Origin of the sequence: Spirilliplanes yamanashiensis (assembly GCF_016863475.1) — a bacterium.
Lineage (GTDB): Bacteria > Actinomycetota > Actinomycetes > Mycobacteriales > Micromonosporaceae > Spirilliplanes > Spirilliplanes yamanashiensis.
The window spans coordinates 98,735-114,808 of record NZ_BOOY01000042.1 but is presented as its reverse complement, the minus strand read 5'-3'; the positions used below and the strand labels follow the sequence as shown (position 1 = coordinate 114,808).

The following is a 16,074-nucleotide window of genomic DNA, read 5'->3' as shown; positions in this document are numbered from 1 at the left end:
GGCCCATCCACGGCCGGCCCATCCACGGCCGGCCCATCCACGGCCGGCCCATCCACGGCCGGCCCATCCACGGCCGGCCCATCCACGGCCGGCCCTCTCCAGCGGCTCTCCACGGTTGGCTTTCCACGGCTCGACCGTGGCGGTTGAGCGCCGGTCGTGGGGCCAACATGCGGCGCTGGCCGACGGCCTCTGCCGCCATGGCGCCGACCTTTCTGCGGTGCTGGCTCTGAGCGGCGCCGGTACTTGAGCGACCCGGGCCCCCGGCGGCTAAGGGGAAGCAGTCGGGGCCGATGTGGGGCCTCGTCACCGACCTCAACCGGGTTGCGGCCGCGTCGTGTAACCGCTATAACCAGTTACATGGCACTCGGTTGGAAGCTTGTCATCGACACGGCCGATGCGGTCGCTCTGGCCGACTTCTGGGCCGCCGCCCTGGAGTACGAGGTCGAGGACCCCACCAGGCTCATCGACCAGCTGCTCGCCGCCGGGCAGCTCCCCCCGGAGGCGGTCCACGACCACGGCGGGCGCAAGACCTTCCGCGGCCTGGCTGGCATCCGGCACCCCGACGACCCGTTCGACGAGAACAGTGGCGTCGGGCAGGGGCGGCGGCTGCTGTTCCAGGACGTTCCCGAGGGGAAGTCCGGCAAGAACCGCCTGCACGTCGACATCCACAGCGAGCCCGGCGGCCTCGACAAGCTCGTCGAGCGGCTGGAAGGGCTGGGGGCGACCCGGGTTCGTGAGGTCGACAACGGCCCGGCCGGTCACTGGTGGGTCATGCTGGACCCCGAGGGCAACGAGTTCTGCGCGGCCTGACGGACAGCGAGCAAGCCGGTCAGGCCGGGAACAGGAGCTGCTCCACCGCGGCCGGGGTCAGCGGCCGGGCGAACAGGTACCCCTGGCCGTACTCGCAGTTGCCGTCGACGAGTTCCGAGCGCTGGGCCGCCTGTTCGACGCCCTCGGCGACCGTGGTGAGGTGCAGGGACTGGCCGAGCTGCACGATCGCCATGGTGAGGGCGGAGGCGGCCGGGCCGTGGCCGAGTTCGTCGACGAACGACTTGTCGATTTTGATGACGTCGACGGGGAAGCTGCGGAGGTACGCCAGGGACGAGTAGCCGGTGCCGAAGTCGTCGACGGCCAGGCGGACGCCGAGCCTCTTGAGGTCGTGCAGGCGGCGGACGGTGGCGTCGGTGTTGCCGATGAGCAGGGACTCGGTCAGTTCCAGGGTGAGGCCGGCGGGGTCCAGGCCGGCGTCCGCCAGGGCCGACGCCACCGTGGCGGGCAGGTCGGGGCGGTCGAGCTGGCGGGCGGACAGGTTCACGCTGACGGTCAGCGGGGGCAGGTGGGCGGGGCGGCGGCGGTTCCAGGCGGCGGCCTGCGTGCAGGCTTCGCGGAGGACCCATTCGCCGAGGCGGACGATGAGGCCGGTGTCCTCGGCGATGGGGATGAAGTCCAGGGGCGGGACGAGGCCGCGGGTGGGGTGCTGCCAGCGGACCAGGGCCTCGACGCCGGTCACGTCGCCGGTGCCCAGTCTGACGATGGGCTGGTAGTGGACGGTGAACTCGGCGGTGTCGAGGGCGCGGCGCAGGTCCGCCTCGAGGGTGACGCGTTCGTCCAGGGCGGCCTGCAGGGCGGGGTGGAACGTGGCGGCGTGGTCGCGGCCGGTGCGCTTGGCGTGGCGCAGGGCCAGGCCGGCGTGGCGCAGCAGCGTGTCCGGGTCGCCGGCGGTGGCGATGCCGGCGGTGGCCGTCAGGTGGGTCGGGGTGCCGCCGGTGTCGAACGGGGCGCGCAGGGCGGCCAGGACGCGGGCCGCGATGGTCTCCGCCTCGGTGCGGTCGGCGCCGGGGAGCAGGGCGGCGAACTCGTCGGCGCCCAGGCGGGTGGCCGTGTCGCCGGGGCGCAGGCAGGCGCGCAGCCGGCGCAGGGTCTCCGTCAGGACGGCGTCGCCGGCCGGGGTGCCGGCGGTGTCGTTGACGTCGGCGAAGCGGTCCAGGTCGACGAGCAGGACGGCGGGCGGTGCGGGGGACGCGGCGACGGCGCGCAGGAACGACGCGCGGGCGGTCCCGGCGCCCGCCTCGGGGCGGGTGCCGGGACCGGCGTCGGCGTGGGTGCGCACGGCAGGGACGGTCGGCCGGGGGCGGTCCGGATCAAGCGCCTGTGACGGCGACCGCAGGTTCGGGCGCCAGCCCGCTGGGGCGCACCACGACCAGCAGGACCACCACGGCCAGGGTCATGCCGAGGGCGATGACGCTCGCCATGCTGATCGCGCCGGTGCCCAGGGCGCCGACGAGCGGGGCCGCCAGCGCGCCCACGCCGAACTGCACCGCGCCGAGCAGGGCCGACGCCGTGCCGGCCGCCTCGCCGTGGCGGCTGAGCGCCAGCGCCGGGGCGTTCGGGAAGGCCAGGCCGGCGAACGCCAGGACGGACCACAGGGAGATCAGCAGCGGCGGCAGGCCGCCCACGCCGGTGGCGGCGAAGAACACCAGCACGAACGCCATGACGGTGCCGCCGGCCAGGGCGTACCCGAGGATCTGGCCGGGGGTGAAGCGGCGCAGCAGGCGGACGTTGAGCTGGGTGGCGGCGATGAGGCCGACGGCGCCCGCGCCGAACGTCAGCGCGAAGCGCTGCTCGTCCATGCCGTACTGCTCCTGGAAGACGAACGACGAGCCCGACACGTACGCGAACAGGCCGGCCATCGCCAGGCCGGCGACCAGGATGAGGCCGACGAACCTGCGGTCGCGCAGCAGCGAGGCGTACGTGCGCAGCGTGCCCACGACGCCGTCGGTGCGGCGGCGGGCCTGCGGCAGGGTCTCCGGCAGCCAGGCGAGCGCGAGCAGGCCGATCAGCACGCCGAGGACGGCGAGCGCGGCGAAGACGCCGCGCCAGTCGGTGAAGCGCAGCACCTCGCCGCCGAGCGTGGGGGCGAGCACCGGGGCGGCGCCCATGACGAGCATCAGCCGGGACAGCAGCTTGGCGGCGGCGAGGCCGGTGAACAGGTCGCGCACGATCGCCATCGCGATGACGGCCGCGGCGGCCGCGCCGAGGCCCTGCAGGACGCGCAGCGTGCCGAGGACGGCGAGGTTCGGGGCGATGGCGCACAGGATCGACGCGACGACGTGCACGGCGACGCCGGCGAGCAGCGGGCGGCGGCGGCCGAACCGGTCCGACATCGGGCCGATGAACAGCTGGCCCAGGGCGAGCCCGGCGAGCGTGCCCGTCAGGGTGAGCTGGACGGCGGCCGGGGTGGCCCGCAGCTGCTCGGTGATGGTGGGCAGTGCGGGCAGGTACATGTCGATGGTGAGCGGGCCGATCGCGATCAGCGCACCCAGCACGAGCACGAGCCGCAGCCGCTGCGCGGTCGTCCACGAGTCGCCGGGCGACCCTTCGGCGACGGCCGGCTTGTCGGCGAGCGTGGTCATGGGTGTTCCCCTGTTCCGGTAGTCGAACGTCGAAGGCCGCGCGAAGCGCGGCCCTCACCTGGGCCCAAGACCCTCCGGCCGGGGCGGATTCCCGCCGTCGGCGCGCCGTGGGCGGCGTCACACCCGTCCGGGGTACGTGCAACCCGAGGGTTGCGTAAACACATGTGCAACTCTAGGGTTGCGGGTATGAGTCACGACAGGATCGAACGCGACATCTTCATCCAGGCGCCCGTCGAGCGGGTGTGGACGGTGCTGACCTCCGCCGAGCACATCGCGCAGTGGTTCAGCGAGACCGCCGAGCTCGACCCGCGCCCCGGCGGCCGCCTCGCCGTCGGCTGGGCGGCGCACGGCACCGGCTACGGGGTGGTCGAGCGGGTCGAGGAGCCGCACGTCTTCGCGTGGCGGTGGGCGTTCCAGCCGGGCGAGGAGCCCGCGCCCGGCCGCAGCACGCTCGTCGAGTTCACCCTCGCCCCCGAGGACGACGGCACCCGGCTCACCATCGTCGAGACCGGCTTCGAGGCGCTCGCCGTGCCCGCCGACGAGCAGCGCGCCAAGCACGAGGACAACACCGGCGGCTGGCAGATCCAGAGCGAGAACCTGCGTGCGTACGCCGAGAAGCGCTGACGACGTCTTCGCCGCGCTCGCCGACCCGACCCGCCGCGAACTGCTCACGGCGATCGGGGCGCGCGGCTCCGCCACCGCCACCGCGCTGGCGTCCGACGTGCCCGTCACCCGGCAGGCCATCGTCAAGCACCTCGGCGTGCTCGACGAGGCCGGCCTGGTGAGCGGGCAGCGGCACGGCCGCGAGGTGCGCTACGCCGTGCGCACCCAGCGGCTCACCGAGGCGGCCCGCTGGCTCGAGGCGCGCGCCGCCGAGTGGGACGCCCGCCTGGAGCGCATCAAGCGGCTGGCCGAAGGCGGCTGACCAGCTCGCGGACGACGTCGACGAACAGGTCGACGTCGTCCGCGGTCGTCCGCCAGTTCACGATCGCCGGGCGCAGCGCCGCCCTCCCGCCGTACACGGTGCCGCCGGCGTACACCCGGCCGTCGTCGAGCAGCGCGGCGGCGACCGCCCGGTTCAGGTCGTCGAGGGCGTCCTCCGGCACGCCCGGCGGGGCGGCCCGGAAGCACACGATGCACAGCCGCGCCTCGGCCAGCAGCTCCAGGTCCGGCGCCTGCTCGACGCGGCGGGCCAGGTGCTGCGCCAGGTCCAGGTGGCGCTCCACCATCGCGCGGTACCCGGTGCGGCCGTACGCGGCGAGCGTCGCCCACACCGGCAGCGCCCGGGCCCGGCGCGACGACTCCGGACCGTAGAGCGCGTAGCCGCCGCCCGGGTCCTGCGGGCCCGGCAGGTACGCCGCCCCCGGCATGCCGAACGCGGTGCCCAGCCGGGCCGGCTCGCGGATCAGCGCGAAGCCGCTCTCGTACGGCACGTTGAGCCACTTGTGCCCGTCGGCGGCGATGGAGTCGGCCCGCTCGATGCCCGCCACCAGGTGCGCGGTGCGCGGCGACAGGGCGGCGAACAGCCCGAACGCGCCGTCCACGTGCAGCCAGGCCCCGTGCCGCTCGGCCAGCTCCGCCAGGTCGGCGACGGGGTCGACGTCGCCCGCGTTCACCTCGCCCGCGTTGCCGATGATCACGGCGGGGCCGCCCAGCTCGGCCAGCCGGGCGTCCATCGCGGCCAGGTCGACCCGGCCCACCGCGTCGCGGGCGAACACCTCGACGGCGTCGCGGCCGTGGCCCAGCATCTGCAGCGCCTTGCGGGCGCTCGCGTGGACGTACCCGCCGGACAGCACCGGCATCCGGGGCAGGCCCGACAGCCCGTCGCGCACCGTGTCCGCGCCGTGCCGCTCGCCCCACCACTGGGTGGCGCAGCCGAGGGACGTGAAGTTCGCGAACGTGGCGCTCGCGACCAGCGCCCCGCCCCAGCCCTCCGGCAGGCCGAACAGCTGCCGCAGCCAGTCCAGCGCCACCGTCTCGACCTCGTGGCCGAACGCCGACGACACCCGGGCGAACGCGTTCTGGTCGAACAGCGACGCCGCCCAGTCGGCGGCCAGCGCCGCGGGCGTCGACCCGCCGGTCACGAAGTGGAAGAACCGCGGCCCGGACGACGTGGTCGCGGCGGCGGCGCCCACCCGCAGCAGCAGCTCCACCGCCGCCTCCGTGCCCGCGCCGCCCTCCGGCAGCGGGCCGCCCAGCTCGTGCAGCAGCTTCTCGGCGGACCGGTCGTAAACGGGCCGGTCGGCCAGCGAGTCCAGGTACGGGCCGGCGGCGGCGTGCACGCGGGCCAGGGCGCCGGCGGCCGCGGCGCGTTCGGAATCCGGGTCAGCCATGCGCTCAGCATGGCACCGCTCAGCGGGCGGCGTCGTGGGCCAGCAGGGCGATCTGGACGCGGTTGTTGAGGTCGAGCTTGGTGAGGATGCGCGACACGTGCGCCTTCACCGTGGCGACGCTCATGAACAGCCGCGTGCCGATCTCCGCGTTGGACATGCCCGCGCCGATCGCCAGGGCCACCTCGCGCTCGCGTTCGCTCAGCCGGGCCAGCGCCGCCCGGGCCTGCGCGGCGGGCGGCGGCGGACCGGCCACGTGGGTGATGAGCTGGCGGGTGACCGTGGGCGACAGGCTGGCCTCGCCCGCCGCGACCGCCTTGATCGCCGCCACCAGCTGCGGCGGCGGGGTGTCCTTCAGCAGGAAACCGCCCGCGCCCGCGCGCAGCGCCCGCAGCACGAACTCGTCGGCGTCGAACGTGGTCAGCACGATCACCTCGGGCGCGTCCGGACGGGCGCGCAGCGCCTCGGTGGCGGCGAGGCCGTCCATCGTCGGCATGCGGATGTCCATCAGCACGACGTCGGGGCGGTGCTCGCGGGCCGCAGCGAGCCCGGCCGCGCCGTCGGCCGCCTCGCCGACCACCGTGATGCCGTCGGCGCCGGTGAGCATCATCGTCAGGGCGGTGCGCACGAGCGGGTCGTCGTCGACGATCAGCACCCGGGTCATGCGGGCCACGGCAGCCAGGCGTGCACGCGGAAGCTGCCGTCCGGGGTGCGGCCGTGCGCGAGCCGGCCGCCCGCCAGCTGCACCCGCTCGGCCAGCCCGACCAGGCCGGTGCCCGCGCCGGGGATGCCGGACGGGCCGCCGACCGGCCACGGGTTGCGCACCTCCACGGTCAGGCCGTCGCCCGGCCCGCCCCCGACGGTGACCTCGACCGCGGTGCCGGGCGCGTGCTTGCGGGCGTTCGTCAGGGCCTCCTGCGTGACCCGGTACGCGCTGCGGCCCACGCTGGTCGGCGGCTCCGCCTCGCGGCGCACCTCGTCGTGCAGGCGGATGCGCATGCCGGCCTGGCGGGACTCGTCGACCAGGGCGGGCAGGTCGTCCAGCGTCGGCTGCGGCGGCACGGGCGCGTCGGCCGCCGGGTCGTCGCGCAGCACGCCGATCACCTCGCGCAGGTCGTGCAGGGCCTGGTGGGCGCTGGACCGGATCACCCCGGCCGCCTTCGCCACCTCGTCGCTCGGGGCGTCCGGGCGGAACTCCAGTGCGCCCGCGTGCAGGCTGAGCAGCGAGATGCGGTGCGCGAGCACGTCGTGCATCTCCCGGGCGATGCGGGTGCGTTCCACCTGCCGGGCCTGCTGCACGCGCAGCTCCTGCTCCGCCTCGGCCTGCTCGGCGCGGTCGCGCAGCGACAGGATCAGCTGCCGGCGCGCCCGCACGAACATGCCCCACGCCACCGTCGCCGCGATGACCAGCCAGACGATGACCAGGACCGTCCAGTACGGCAGCTGCGGGTCCGGCCGGATCGCCAGGTACGGCATGCAGCTGAGCATGTGCAGCGCGCCCACGCCGAGGGCGATCGCCGCCCGCCGGTGCACCGCGACCGTGAAGACGGCGATCAGGCTCGCGCCGCTCGCCGTGTCGGCGTACAGCCCGACCGGCAGCAGGGCCAGCGCGAACGCGACCGGCCAGCGCCGGCGCCACCACAGCCCGATCGTGGCGAGCACGCCGGCGGCGATGTCGGCGACCATCATCGCGTCGGGCACCGGGTCGGCGCCGCTGATCATCTCGAAGCCGTAGTTCACGACGAAGGACGCCGCGATGAGGAAGCAGAGGACGTCGACGAACCAGTCGCGGCCCGAGCGGCGCGCCGCGCCGGCGGACGACCCGGCCAGCGAGGCGGGCAGCAGCCCCGGCAGCTCCGGCCGGCGGACGGCGGCGGTCGTCACTCCCATGGCCTCACTGTAGGAGCCGGGAGACGGTGCGGGATACCGACCAAAGTCGGTGCCGCCCTCGCCCCCGGACCGACGCGCCGGGCGGCCCCCGGCGGCCACGCTGGGAGGCATGATCGTCGTGGAGCACCTCAGCAAACGGTACGGCGCGTACACCGCCGTCGACGACGTGTCGTTCACCTGCGAGCCGGGCACCGTCACCGGATTCCTGGGCCCGAACGGCGCGGGCAAGTCCACCACCATGCGCATGATCGCCGGGCTGACCCGGCCGGACGCCGGCGGCTCCACGCTGCTGGGCGTGCCGTACGCCCGGCTCGCCAACCCCGGACGGCACGTCGGCGTGCTGCTCGACGCGGGCGCCATGCACTCCGGGCGTAGTGGCCGCGAGACCCTGACACTGACCGCGCGGCTGATCGGGCTGCCCGCCACCCGCGCCGACGAGCTGCTGACCCGGGTCGGCCTGGACGAGCGGGCCGCCAAGCGCCGGGTCGGGGCGTACTCGCTGGGCATGCGGCAGCGGCTCGGCATCGCGCAGGCGCTGCTGGGCGACCCGGCCGTGCTGATCCTCGACGAGCCGGCGAACGGCCTCGACCCGGAGGGCATCTTCTGGATGCGCGGGCTGCTGCGCGACTTCGCCGACCGGGGCGGCACGGTGCTGCTGTCGTCGCACCTGCTGCGCGAGGTCGAGGCGGTCGCCGACCGGCTCGTCGTGATCGGGGGCGGGCGCATCGTGGCGCACGGCACGCAGCGCGAGCTGCTGGCCGGCGCCGGCACGATCGTCCGGGGCCTGGACGCCGCCGCGCTGCGGTCGGCGCTGGCCGCCGCCGGGCTGGCGGCGACGCCCGCGGGCGGCGACGGGGCGCTGCTGGTGCACGCCGACGCCGAGGCCGTCGGCCGGGCCGCCGCGGCCGCCGGAACCGTGCTGCTGGAGCTGCGCGCCGCCGACAACGGCGGCCTGGAGCAGCTGTTCCTGAGCCTGACCGCCACCGAGACCAAGGAGGCCGTGGCATGACCGCCGTGCTGGAGACCACCCCGACGACCGCGGCGCGCGACATCGGCGCCGGCCGTCCCCCGCTCGGCCGCCTGGTGGCCGTCGAGCTGCGCAAGCTGGTCGACACCCGGGCGGGCGCGTGGCTGCTGGGGCTGATCGCGTTCGCCTCGGTGGCGATCGTGGTGGTGCAGCTGGTCGTGCTCGACCCGGAGCAGCACACGTACCGCGAGTTCTTCGTGCCCAGCATGCTGCCGACCGGCATCCTGCTGCCCGTGCTCGGCGTGCTGTCCGTGACCAGCGAGTGGTCGCAGCGCACCGCGATGACGACGTTCGCGCTGGTGCCCGGCCGCGGCCGGGTGGTCACCGCGAAGCTGCTCGCCGGGGCGGTCGCGGCCCTGCTGGCCGTGGTCGCCGGCCTCGCCTTCGCGGCGGGCGCCAACCTGGTCGGCGCGGCCCTCGGCGGCGCCGGCGACTGGGACGTCGACGCCACGTCGATCGGCCTGGCGGTGCTGTTCCAGCTGCTCAACGTGCTGATGGGCGCCGCGTTCGGCCTGCTGTTCCTGAACTCGCCGCTGGCGATCGTGCTCTACTTCGCGCTGCCACTGGTGTGGGGCATGCTCGGCGGCATGATCGCGAGCCTGCGCACGGCCGCGGAGTGGCTGGACCTCGGCACCACCATGATGCCGATGCTCGGCGACCAGGCGCTCGACGGCGGTCAGTGGGCCCGGCTGGCCGTCTCGTCCGCGGTCTGGATCTTCCTGCCGCTGGTGGCCGGCCTCGTGCGGGTGCGGCGCGCCGAGATCAAGTAGTCGATCACGGGGTGGCCGGGACACAGCCCGGACCGGTCACCCCGGTCTTCGTGACCCGGTACTCGCTGACGTCGCCCTTCACGTACGGGCGGACGTCGGCGATCGTGCGCGGCGGCACCCCGTTGTCGGTGGTGTAGGCCGCGAACGCGTTCTCCACCGTGTGGCAGCTGGCGCGGGCCGCCGTCTTCTCCGCCCGGCCGGTCAGCTCCGGCATGTTCAGCGCGGCGGCCGCCGCCGCGCCCGTGCCGATGACCACCGTGAGCGAGACCGCGACCTCCATGAGGTTCACCGATAGGGCTCCTTAACGTGCGTGACGCCAGCGGCAGCGGCGCGACCTCAGCAGCCTAGGGACCTCACGCAGCGTGGTCACCTGCCCGATCGGCCAGCGTTTGCGGGCCGGTCCGATCACGCAACGTCACGTCAGCGCGGTCACCGTCTGTTCGACGGTCACGACCCGGCCGCACCGGTTCGCCACGTACCGCAGGGCGGTGTCGTGGTCGGCGCGGCTGAAGTCGGCGACCGCGTCGGCCACCACGAACGCCTGGATGCCCCGCATGAACGCGTCACAGGCGGTCGCCGCGACGCCGATGTGGGCGTAGATGCCGGTGATCACCAGCTGGTCGCGCCCGCCCAGCACCTCGGCGAACGGGCTGTCGACGAACGCGCTGTACCGGCGCTTCTCCACCACCGTGTCGCCGTCGCCCGGGACCAGCTCGTCGACGAACGCGACCGCCTCCCCGGTCGCGGGCGGGCCCCAGCCCCACATGTCGAGCAGCAGCCCCCGCTCCTCGCGGGTCTGGCCGCCCGGCTGCCGGGTGAACACCACCGGGACGCCCGCGTCGGCGCACACCTTGCGCAGCGCGGCGATGTTCTCGATCGCCCGGCCGAGCGGCTCGGCGCCGGCGAACGCGCCGGTGAAGTGGCGCTGCATGTCGTGCACCAGCAGCACGGCGCGGGCCGGGTCGACGGTCCAGCCGACCCGGCCGGCCGGAAGCTCGGCCGCCGTCGGCAGCGGGTAGGCGGGGATCTGCGGCAGGGACATCGGGCTCAGGACTCTCTCGCGAGGTGGGCGCGCAGGGCCGCGCGCAGGTCGGTGCGGCTGACCTTGCCGACGCCGGTCACCGGGAACGCGTCGACGATCTGCACCTTGTCCGGCACCTTGAACGCGGCCAGCCCGCGCGAGCGGACGAACGCGCGCAGCTGCGCCGGGCTGACCGGGCCGTCCCCGGACAGGGTGACGAACGCGCAGGTGCGCTCGCCGAGGTAGGCGTCCGGCACGGCCACCACGGCGGCGTCGTGCACGGCCGGGTGGGCGAGCAGGTGGTTCTCGACCTCCTCGGCCGCGATCTTCTCGCCGCCGCGGTTGATCTGGTCCTTGGCCCGGCCGGTGACGACCACGTACCCGGCGGGCGTGATCCGCACCAGGTCGCCGGTGCGGTAGAAGCCGTCCGGGGTGAACGCGGTCGCGTTGTGCTCCTCGGCCCGGTAGTAGCCGCGGATCGTGTACGGGCCGCGGGTCAGCAGGTGGCCGGTGCCGCCGGGCGGCACGGGCGCGCCCGCGTCGTCGACGACGAGCAGCTCGTCGTCGGGGGAGATCGGGCGGCCCTGCGTCTCCTCCAGCACCTCGGCCGGGTCGTCCAGCCGGGTGTAGTTGACCAGGCCCTCCGCCATGCCGAAGACCTGCTGCACGGCGCAGCCGAGCACCGGGCGCACCCGGCGGGCGGCGTCCGCGGTGAGCTTGGCGCCGCCGACCTGCAGCACCTCCAGCGACGACAGGTCCGCGCCGGTGTGCTCGGCGGCGGTCAGCCAGACCAGCGCCAGCGGCGGCACCAGGGCGGTGATCGTCACCCGCTCGCGCTCGATGAGCGGGAACGCCACGTCCGGGCTGGGCCGCGGGCACATCACCACCGTGCCGCCCGCGTGCAGCACCCCCAGCACGCCGGGCGAGCTGAGCGGGAAGTTGTGCGCCACCGGTAGCGCGCACAGGTAGACGCTGGCCGGCGACAGGCCGCAGATGCCGGCGCTGGCCCGCACGCTGTACAGGTAGTCGTCGGCGGTGCGCGGGATGAGCTTCGGCAGGCCGGTGCTGCCGCCGCTGAGCTGGAGGAACGCCAGCCCGCTCGCGCCCGGGTCGGCGAGGTCGACCGGTTCGGCGCCGAGGTCGTCGCCGGCCGTGAACACGTGCCGCACGCTCGGCGCGGCCGCCCGCACGGCCGGCACCAGGCCGCCGTGGTCGAAGCCCTCGTGCACGCCCGGGATCACCAGCGCGACCGCCTCGGCGTGCCGGCAGAAGTACGACAGCTCGCTCTCCCGGTGCGCGGGCAGCGCGAACACCGGCACCGCGCCCAGCCGGAACAGCCCGAACACCACGTCGAAGAAGTCGGCGGTGTTCGGCAGCTGCACCACCACCCGGTCGCCCGGGGCGATGCCGCGCGCCGCGAACCCGGCCGCGAACCGCGAGGCCCGCGCGTCCAGCTCCCGGTACGTGCGCCGCACGTCGCCGTCCACGACGGCCACGCGGTCGCCGTGCGCGTCGGCCCACGAGCGGATCGCCGCGCTGAACGACTCACCCCGCCAGTACCCGGCCGCGCGGTAGCGCTCGGCGAACTCGGCGGGCCACGGCGTCAGGTCCATCTACAGCCCCAATCCGGTGAGCATCGTGCGGAACTTCGCCGTGGTCTCGGCCAGCTCGGCGTGCGGGTCGCTGTCGGCCACCACGCCGGCGCCCGCGTACAGGCGGGCGGTGCGGCCCTCGGCGACGGCGCAGCGCAGCACCAGCACCCACTCGCCGTCGCCGCGGGCGTCCTCCCAGCCGACCAGGCCGGTGTAGAAGCCGCGGTCGAACGGCTCGTACTCGGCGATGGCGGCGCGGGCGTCCGGGGTCGGGGTGCCGCACACCGCCGGGGTCGGGTGCAGGGCGGCGGCCAGCGTCAGCGAGCTGATCGACGGGTCCTTGACCCGGCCGGTGATCACGGTGGACAGGTGCCACATCGCCGCGGTGCGGATCAGGCACGGCCCGGCGGGCACGTCCAGGTCGTCGCAGTACGGGCGCAGCGCCTCGGCGACGGCGTCGATGACCAGCGCGTGCTCGCGGCGGTCCTTCGGCGAGCCGAGCAGCGCGTGGGCGCGGGCGCTGTCCTCCGCCGGGTCGGCGCTGCGGGCGATCGAGCCGGCCAGCGGGTTCGTGGTGACCAGCGCACCGTGCCGGGACAGCAGCAGCTCGGGGCTGCTGCCGACCAGGGTGCCCGCACCCTCGCCGAGCCCGGCCGCGAACGTGTAGCCGGTGGGGTCGCGGGCGGCGAGGCGGCGCAGCAGCAGGCCGATGTCGATCGGGGCGTCGGTGGTGACGTCCAGGGCCCGGGCCAGCACGACCTTGTCCAGCTCGCCGGCGCGCATCCGGGCCACCGCGCGGCGCACCCCGTCGGCGTACGCCGCGCCGCTGGGCACCTCGGCGCGGCGGACCGGTCCGGCGGCGGGGCCGGCCGGGGGCGCCAGGCGGGTGGGCAGCGGCCCGGCCCGGTGGGTGCGCACCGGCACGGTCAGCCGGGGCGGCCCCGACCGGTCGAACGGCAGCGCGCCGCACACGATCGGGTCGGCCTGCCCGTCGGTGCGGGCCAGGTCGAGCACCCCGCGGATGGAGGCCGGCACGTCGCCGCTGTCGGGCACGGTGAAGAACTCGCCCTCGGTGGCGAGGGTGCCGCGCGGCGAGGCGAAGAAGAACGGGGTCGCGGGGTCGTACCGGGCGAGCAGGTCGGCGGAGGCGTCGTGCTGGACGGTGGTCATCAGGTCTCCCGGGTGATCAGGCGCGCAGCGTCGCGCCGCCGTCGACGTACAGGTCGTGCATCGTGATGTGGCGGGCCTGGTCGGAGGCGAGGAAGACGACGGCGTCGGCGACGTCGGCGGGGTCGGCGATGCGGCCCAGCGGGATGCCGGCCCGGAACGTCTCGGGGGAGCCCGCGATCACCCTGGCGGCGCCGTCGTCGCCGGTCCACAGCGCACGCTGCATGGCGGTGTCGGTGGAGCCGGGCGCGACGACGTTGCACCGCACGCCGCGGCCGGCCAGCTCCAGCCCGAGGCACTTGGTGAGCAGGGTGGCGGCGGCCTTCGAGGCGGCGTACGCGGCCATCCCGGTGCGCGGCACGCCGGCCGCGTTGGAGGCGACGGTCACGATGCTGCCCCGGCCCCGCTGCGCCATCCGCCGCCCGGCGGCGCGCAGCACGTGGAAGACCCCGGTGGCGTTGACGTCGAAGGTGGCCCGCCAGTCGGCGTCGGTGGTGTCCAGCACCGTGGCGGGGCGCAGGATGCCGGCGACGGAGACGCAGATGCCGACCGGCCCGAGGTCGCGCTCGGCGGCCGCGAAGGCGCGCTCGACGGCGTCCGGGTCGGCGACGTCGGCCACATAGGACAGTGCACCGTCCAGGTCGGACGCGCGCGCCGCGGCGGCGGGGCCGTCCACGTCGACGCAGGCGACCCGGGCGCCGCGGGCGGCCAGCGCGGCGGCGACGGCGGCCCCGATCCCGTGTCCCGCGCCGGTGACCAGGGCGGTCGTGCCGGCGATGCCGTCCGGGGCCGCGGCGGCGGCCGGGGGCGGTGCTGACATGGGCGGGGCACTCCTTTCGTGGCCAGGCCTTATTAGGCTAGGCTCAGCTCGCTTAGGTTAGCCTAAGTAGGGCGGTGGCGTCGCGCCGGCCTCGGGAGAGGAAGAACACCGTGGGATCGAGGGTCGTCGACCTCGTGGGCGTCGGCTTCGGGCCCGCCAACGTGGCGCTCGCCGTCGCGATCGCCGAGCACAACGCGCGCGCGGAACGCGACGCCGACCGCGTCGAGGCGTCCTTCGTGGAGCGTCAGGACCGCTTCGGCTGGCACCGCGGCGCGCTGCTCGACGGCGCCACCATGCGCACGCCCTTCCTCACCGACCTGGTCACGCCCCGCAACCCGGCCAGCGAGTACAGCTTCGTGTCGTTCCTGCACGCCCACGACCGGCTCGGCGCGTTCGGCGAGCTCGGCACGGCGTACCCGCTGCGCCAGGAGTTCCACGCCTACCTCGAGTGGGTGGCCGGCCGGTTCGCCGCGCAGGTCGCCTACGGGCACACCGCCGTCGACGTCGTCCCCGGCGGCGACGTCGTCGACGTGGTCACCCGGCACGCCGGCGGCACCCGGGTGCTGCGCGCCCGCGCCGTCGTCGTCGCCGCCGGCCTGGTGCCCAGCCTGCCGGCGGGCGTCACGCCGTCCGCCCGGGTCTGGCACAACGCCGGCCTGGCGCTGCACGCCGCGCGGCTCGCGCCCGGCGACCCCCGCCGGTTCGTCGTGGCCGGCGCGGGCCAGGGCGCCGCCGAGTCCGTGGCGTACCTGCACCGGCGCTTCCCCGCCGCCGAGGTCTGCTGGCTGCCGTTCCCCGCCGGGGGCGCGCCCGACGACGGCTTCGCGGGACGGCCGTTCGCCCCCGAGGCCGTCGACACGTTCTTCGGCGCCCCCGCCGACGTCAAGCGGATGCTGCTCGACCACCACGGCACCACCAACCACGCCGGCGTCGAGACCGAGCTGGTCCGGGCCCTGCGCCGCAGCAGCTACGCCGGGCGGGTCACCGGCGAGGACCGGCTGCGGCTGCTCGAGGCCGCCCGGGTGACCTCGGTGGACGACCGCGGCGGCGGCGTCACCGCCACCGTCGAGTTCCTGGCCAGCGGCGACGTCGTCCCGCTGGACGCCGACGCCGTCGTGTTCGCCACCGGCCTGCGCCCCGCCGACCCCACCGCCGTCCTCGGCGCCACCGCCGCGCTGTGCCGCCGCGACGACGAGGGCCGCCTGCTCGTCGACCACGACTACCGGGTGGTCACCGACGACGCCCTGACCGCCGGGGTCTACCTGCAGGGCGGCACCGAGCACGTGCACGGCGTCACGGCGTCGCTGCTGTCGTCGGTGGCGCTGCGGGCGGGCGACATACTCGACTCCGTGGTCGCCGCCGTCGCCGACCGCCGACCGGCCCGCACCGACAGGAGAACCGCATGAGCGACCTGCCGTCGTCCCCCGAACAGCTGCGCGACCAGATCGCCGCCGTCCTCGACGAGCCCGCCGACGCGATCGGCCTGGACGACGACCTGATGGACGCCGGGCTCGACTCGATCCGGCTCATGACGCTCATCGAGCGCTGGCGCGCGGGCGGCGTGCAGGTCGGCTTCGTGGAGCTGGCCGAGCGGCCGACCGTCGCGGGCTGGTGGGCGCTGCTCGCCGCCGGGTCGCCGGCGCGGTGACCGGCGACCGCCCGCCGCTGGCCGAGCGGCTCGACCTGCTGCCGCACCCCGAGGGCGGCTGGTACCGGGAGACGTTCCGGTCGACGGTCGCCGCCGGCGACCGGGTCGCCGCCACCGCCATCTACTTCCTGCTGCACCCGGGCGAACGCTCGGCCTGGCACGTGGTCGCCTCGGACGAGCTGTGGTTCTGGCACTCCGGCGGCCCGCTGCGCCTGCGCGTCGGCGACGACGAGGTCGTGCTCGGGCCGGACGTGGCGGCGGGCCAGCGGCCGCAGGCGCTCGTCCCGGCCGGGGTGCGGCAGGCCGCCGAACCGGCCGGGAACGAGCACGTGCTGGTCAGCTGCGTCGTGGCGCCCGGGTTCGAGTTCGCCGACTTCCGCCTGCTGGAGTGAGGCG

Annotated in this window: 18 protein-coding genes; 8 read left to right on the top strand and 10 right to left on the bottom strand. The window is 75.6% G+C overall.

The annotated features are described in order from the left end of the window. Positions 1–357 precede the first annotated feature (357 nt). Complete coding sequence (locus Sya03_RS29445; protein WP_203941709.1) at positions 358–810, top strand: VOC family protein; 453 nt, start codon at positions 358–360, stop codon at positions 808–810. Positions 811–829: 19 nt separating this feature from the next. On the opposite strand, the gene Sya03_RS29440 is transcribed toward Sya03_RS29445, so the two are convergent. Beyond that, the gene (locus Sya03_RS29440) at positions 830–2,110 is read right to left on the bottom strand and encodes a putative bifunctional diguanylate cyclase/phosphodiesterase (protein ID WP_275411491.1); all 1,281 of its coding nucleotides are present in this window, start codon (positions 2,108–2,110) and stop codon (positions 830–832) included. Positions 2,111–2,141: 31 nt separating this feature from the next. After that, positions 2,142–3,413 (bottom strand): multidrug effflux MFS transporter, encoded by a 1,272-nt coding sequence (locus Sya03_RS29435; RefSeq protein ID WP_203941708.1) that lies wholly within the window; start codon positions 3,411–3,413, stop codon positions 2,142–2,144. Positions 3,414–3,599: 186 nt separating this feature from the next. On the opposite strand from Sya03_RS29435, the gene Sya03_RS29430 reads away from it, so the two are divergent. Beyond that, entirely contained in the window at positions 3,600–4,037 is a 438-nt protein-coding gene (locus Sya03_RS29430; RefSeq protein ID WP_203941707.1) for an SRPBCC family protein, read from the top strand. Continuing rightward, positions 4,015–4,338: an ArsR/SmtB family transcription factor gene (locus Sya03_RS29425; RefSeq protein WP_203941706.1), complete on the top strand. Its 324-nt coding sequence runs from the start codon at positions 4,015–4,017 to the stop codon at positions 4,336–4,338. The genes Sya03_RS29430 and Sya03_RS29425 overlap by 23 nt, the downstream gene beginning before the upstream one ends. Here Sya03_RS29425 and Sya03_RS29420 read toward each other — a convergent pair. The 3 genes from Sya03_RS29420 to Sya03_RS29410 are packed head-to-tail and all read right to left on the bottom strand — an operon-like array spanning position 4,313 to position 7,627. Further along, positions 4,313–5,746 (bottom strand): pyridoxal phosphate-dependent decarboxylase family protein, encoded by a 1,434-nt coding sequence (locus Sya03_RS29420; RefSeq protein ID WP_203941705.1) that lies wholly within the window; start codon positions 5,744–5,746, stop codon positions 4,313–4,315. The two genes, Sya03_RS29425 and Sya03_RS29420, sit on opposite strands and share 26 nt — an antisense overlap. A gap of 19 nt (positions 5,747–5,765) precedes the next feature. Beyond that, positions 5,766–6,407 carry a response regulator gene (locus Sya03_RS29415; protein WP_203941704.1) on the bottom strand — a complete coding sequence of 214 codons (642 nt, stop codon included), beginning with the start codon at positions 6,405–6,407 and terminating at the stop codon, positions 5,766–5,768. Then, positions 6,404–7,627, bottom strand: coding sequence for a sensor histidine kinase (locus Sya03_RS29410; RefSeq protein ID WP_203941714.1), 1,224 nt, complete (start codon positions 7,625–7,627; stop codon positions 6,404–6,406). Before Sya03_RS29410 ends, Sya03_RS29415 begins: the two co-directional genes overlap by 4 nt. 115 nt (positions 7,628–7,742) lie before the next feature. Between Sya03_RS29410 and Sya03_RS29405 the strand changes: the two genes are divergently transcribed. Both Sya03_RS29405 and Sya03_RS29400 read left to right on the top strand, forming a co-directional pair. Then, on the top strand, positions 7,743–8,642 hold the full coding sequence (locus Sya03_RS29405) for an ABC transporter ATP-binding protein (protein ID WP_203941703.1): 900 nt from the start codon (positions 7,743–7,745) through the stop codon (positions 8,640–8,642). Further along, positions 8,639–9,430 (top strand): ABC transporter permease, encoded by a 792-nt coding sequence (locus Sya03_RS29400; RefSeq protein ID WP_203941702.1) that lies wholly within the window; start codon positions 8,639–8,641, stop codon positions 9,428–9,430. The genes Sya03_RS29405 and Sya03_RS29400 overlap by 4 nt, the downstream gene beginning before the upstream one ends. A gap of 4 nt (positions 9,431–9,434) precedes the next feature. Here Sya03_RS29400 and Sya03_RS29395 read toward each other — a convergent pair whose 3' ends face one another. The 5 genes from Sya03_RS29395 to Sya03_RS29375 all read right to left on the bottom strand — a co-directional run bounded on the left by Sya03_RS29395 (position 9,435) and on the right by Sya03_RS29375 (position 14,030). After that, entirely contained in the window at positions 9,435–9,719 is a 285-nt protein-coding gene (locus tag Sya03_RS29395) for a hypothetical protein (RefSeq protein ID WP_203941701.1), read from the bottom strand. A 126-nt stretch (positions 9,720–9,845) separates the two neighbouring features. Next, positions 9,846–10,472, bottom strand: a complete 627-nt coding sequence (locus tag Sya03_RS29390; protein ID WP_203941700.1) for an isochorismatase family protein — start codon at positions 10,470–10,472, stop codon at positions 9,846–9,848. 5 nt (positions 10,473–10,477) lie between these two features. Then, positions 10,478–12,064 carry a (2,3-dihydroxybenzoyl)adenylate synthase gene (locus Sya03_RS29385; RefSeq protein ID WP_203941699.1) on the bottom strand — a complete coding sequence of 529 codons (1,587 nt, stop codon included), beginning with the start codon at positions 12,062–12,064 and terminating at the stop codon, positions 10,478–10,480. Further along, on the bottom strand, positions 12,065–13,213 hold the full coding sequence (locus Sya03_RS29380; RefSeq protein ID WP_203941698.1) for an isochorismate synthase: 1,149 nt from the start codon (positions 13,211–13,213) through the stop codon (positions 12,065–12,067). Positions 13,214–13,229: 16 nt separating this feature from the next. Next, positions 13,230–14,030 (bottom strand): 2,3-dihydro-2,3-dihydroxybenzoate dehydrogenase, encoded by an 801-nt coding sequence (locus Sya03_RS29375; protein ID WP_203941697.1) that lies wholly within the window; start codon positions 14,028–14,030, stop codon positions 13,230–13,232. 110 nt (positions 14,031–14,140) lie between these two features. Between Sya03_RS29375 and Sya03_RS29370 the strand changes: the two genes are divergently transcribed. The 3 genes from Sya03_RS29370 to Sya03_RS29360 are packed head-to-tail and all read left to right on the top strand — an operon-like array spanning position 14,141 to position 16,070. Then, the gene (locus Sya03_RS29370) at positions 14,141–15,436 is read left to right on the top strand and encodes a SidA/IucD/PvdA family monooxygenase (protein ID WP_203941696.1); all 1,296 of its coding nucleotides are present in this window, start codon (positions 14,141–14,143) and stop codon (positions 15,434–15,436) included. Beyond that, a complete protein-coding gene (locus tag Sya03_RS29365) occupies positions 15,433–15,678 on the top strand; it encodes a phosphopantetheine-binding protein (protein WP_203941695.1) in 246 nt (81 codons plus the stop codon). The genes Sya03_RS29370 and Sya03_RS29365 overlap by 4 nt, the downstream gene beginning before the upstream one ends. Continuing rightward, positions 15,642–16,070, top strand: coding sequence for a cupin domain-containing protein (locus Sya03_RS29360; protein ID WP_370871934.1), 429 nt, complete (start codon positions 15,642–15,644; stop codon positions 16,068–16,070). The genes Sya03_RS29365 and Sya03_RS29360 overlap by 37 nt, the downstream gene beginning before the upstream one ends. Positions 16,071–16,074: the final 4 nt, after the last annotated feature.

Coding starts and splice junctions, on each gene's coding strand:
- Sya03_RS29445 (WP_203941709.1), top strand. CDS start 358: ATGGCACTCGGTTGGAAGCTTGTCATCGACACGGCCGATGCGGTCGCT.
- Sya03_RS29380 (WP_203941698.1), bottom strand. CDS start 13,213: ATGACCACCGTCCAGCACGACGCCTCCGCCGACCTGCTCGCCCGGTAC.
- Sya03_RS29415 (WP_203941704.1), bottom strand. CDS start 6,407: ATGACCCGGGTGCTGATCGTCGACGACGACCCGCTCGTGCGCACCGCC.
- Sya03_RS29365 (WP_203941695.1), top strand. CDS start 15,433: ATGAGCGACCTGCCGTCGTCCCCCGAACAGCTGCGCGACCAGATCGCC.
- Sya03_RS29405 (WP_203941703.1), top strand. CDS start 7,743: ATGATCGTCGTGGAGCACCTCAGCAAACGGTACGGCGCGTACACCGCC.
- Sya03_RS29390 (WP_203941700.1), bottom strand. CDS start 10,472: ATGTCCCTGCCGCAGATCCCCGCCTACCCGCTGCCGACGGCGGCCGAG.
- Sya03_RS29400 (WP_203941702.1), top strand. CDS start 8,639: ATGACCGCCGTGCTGGAGACCACCCCGACGACCGCGGCGCGCGACATC.
- Sya03_RS29430 (WP_203941707.1), top strand. CDS start 3,600: ATGAGTCACGACAGGATCGAACGCGACATCTTCATCCAGGCGCCCGTC.
- Sya03_RS29420 (WP_203941705.1), bottom strand. CDS start 5,746: ATGGCTGACCCGGATTCCGAACGCGCCGCGGCCGCCGGCGCCCTGGCC.
- Sya03_RS29385 (WP_203941699.1), bottom strand. CDS start 12,064: ATGGACCTGACGCCGTGGCCCGCCGAGTTCGCCGAGCGCTACCGCGCG.
- Sya03_RS29435 (WP_203941708.1), bottom strand. CDS start 3,413: ATGACCACGCTCGCCGACAAGCCGGCCGTCGCCGAAGGGTCGCCCGGC.
- Sya03_RS29375 (WP_203941697.1), bottom strand. CDS start 14,030: ATGTCAGCACCGCCCCCGGCCGCCGCCGCGGCCCCGGACGGCATCGCC.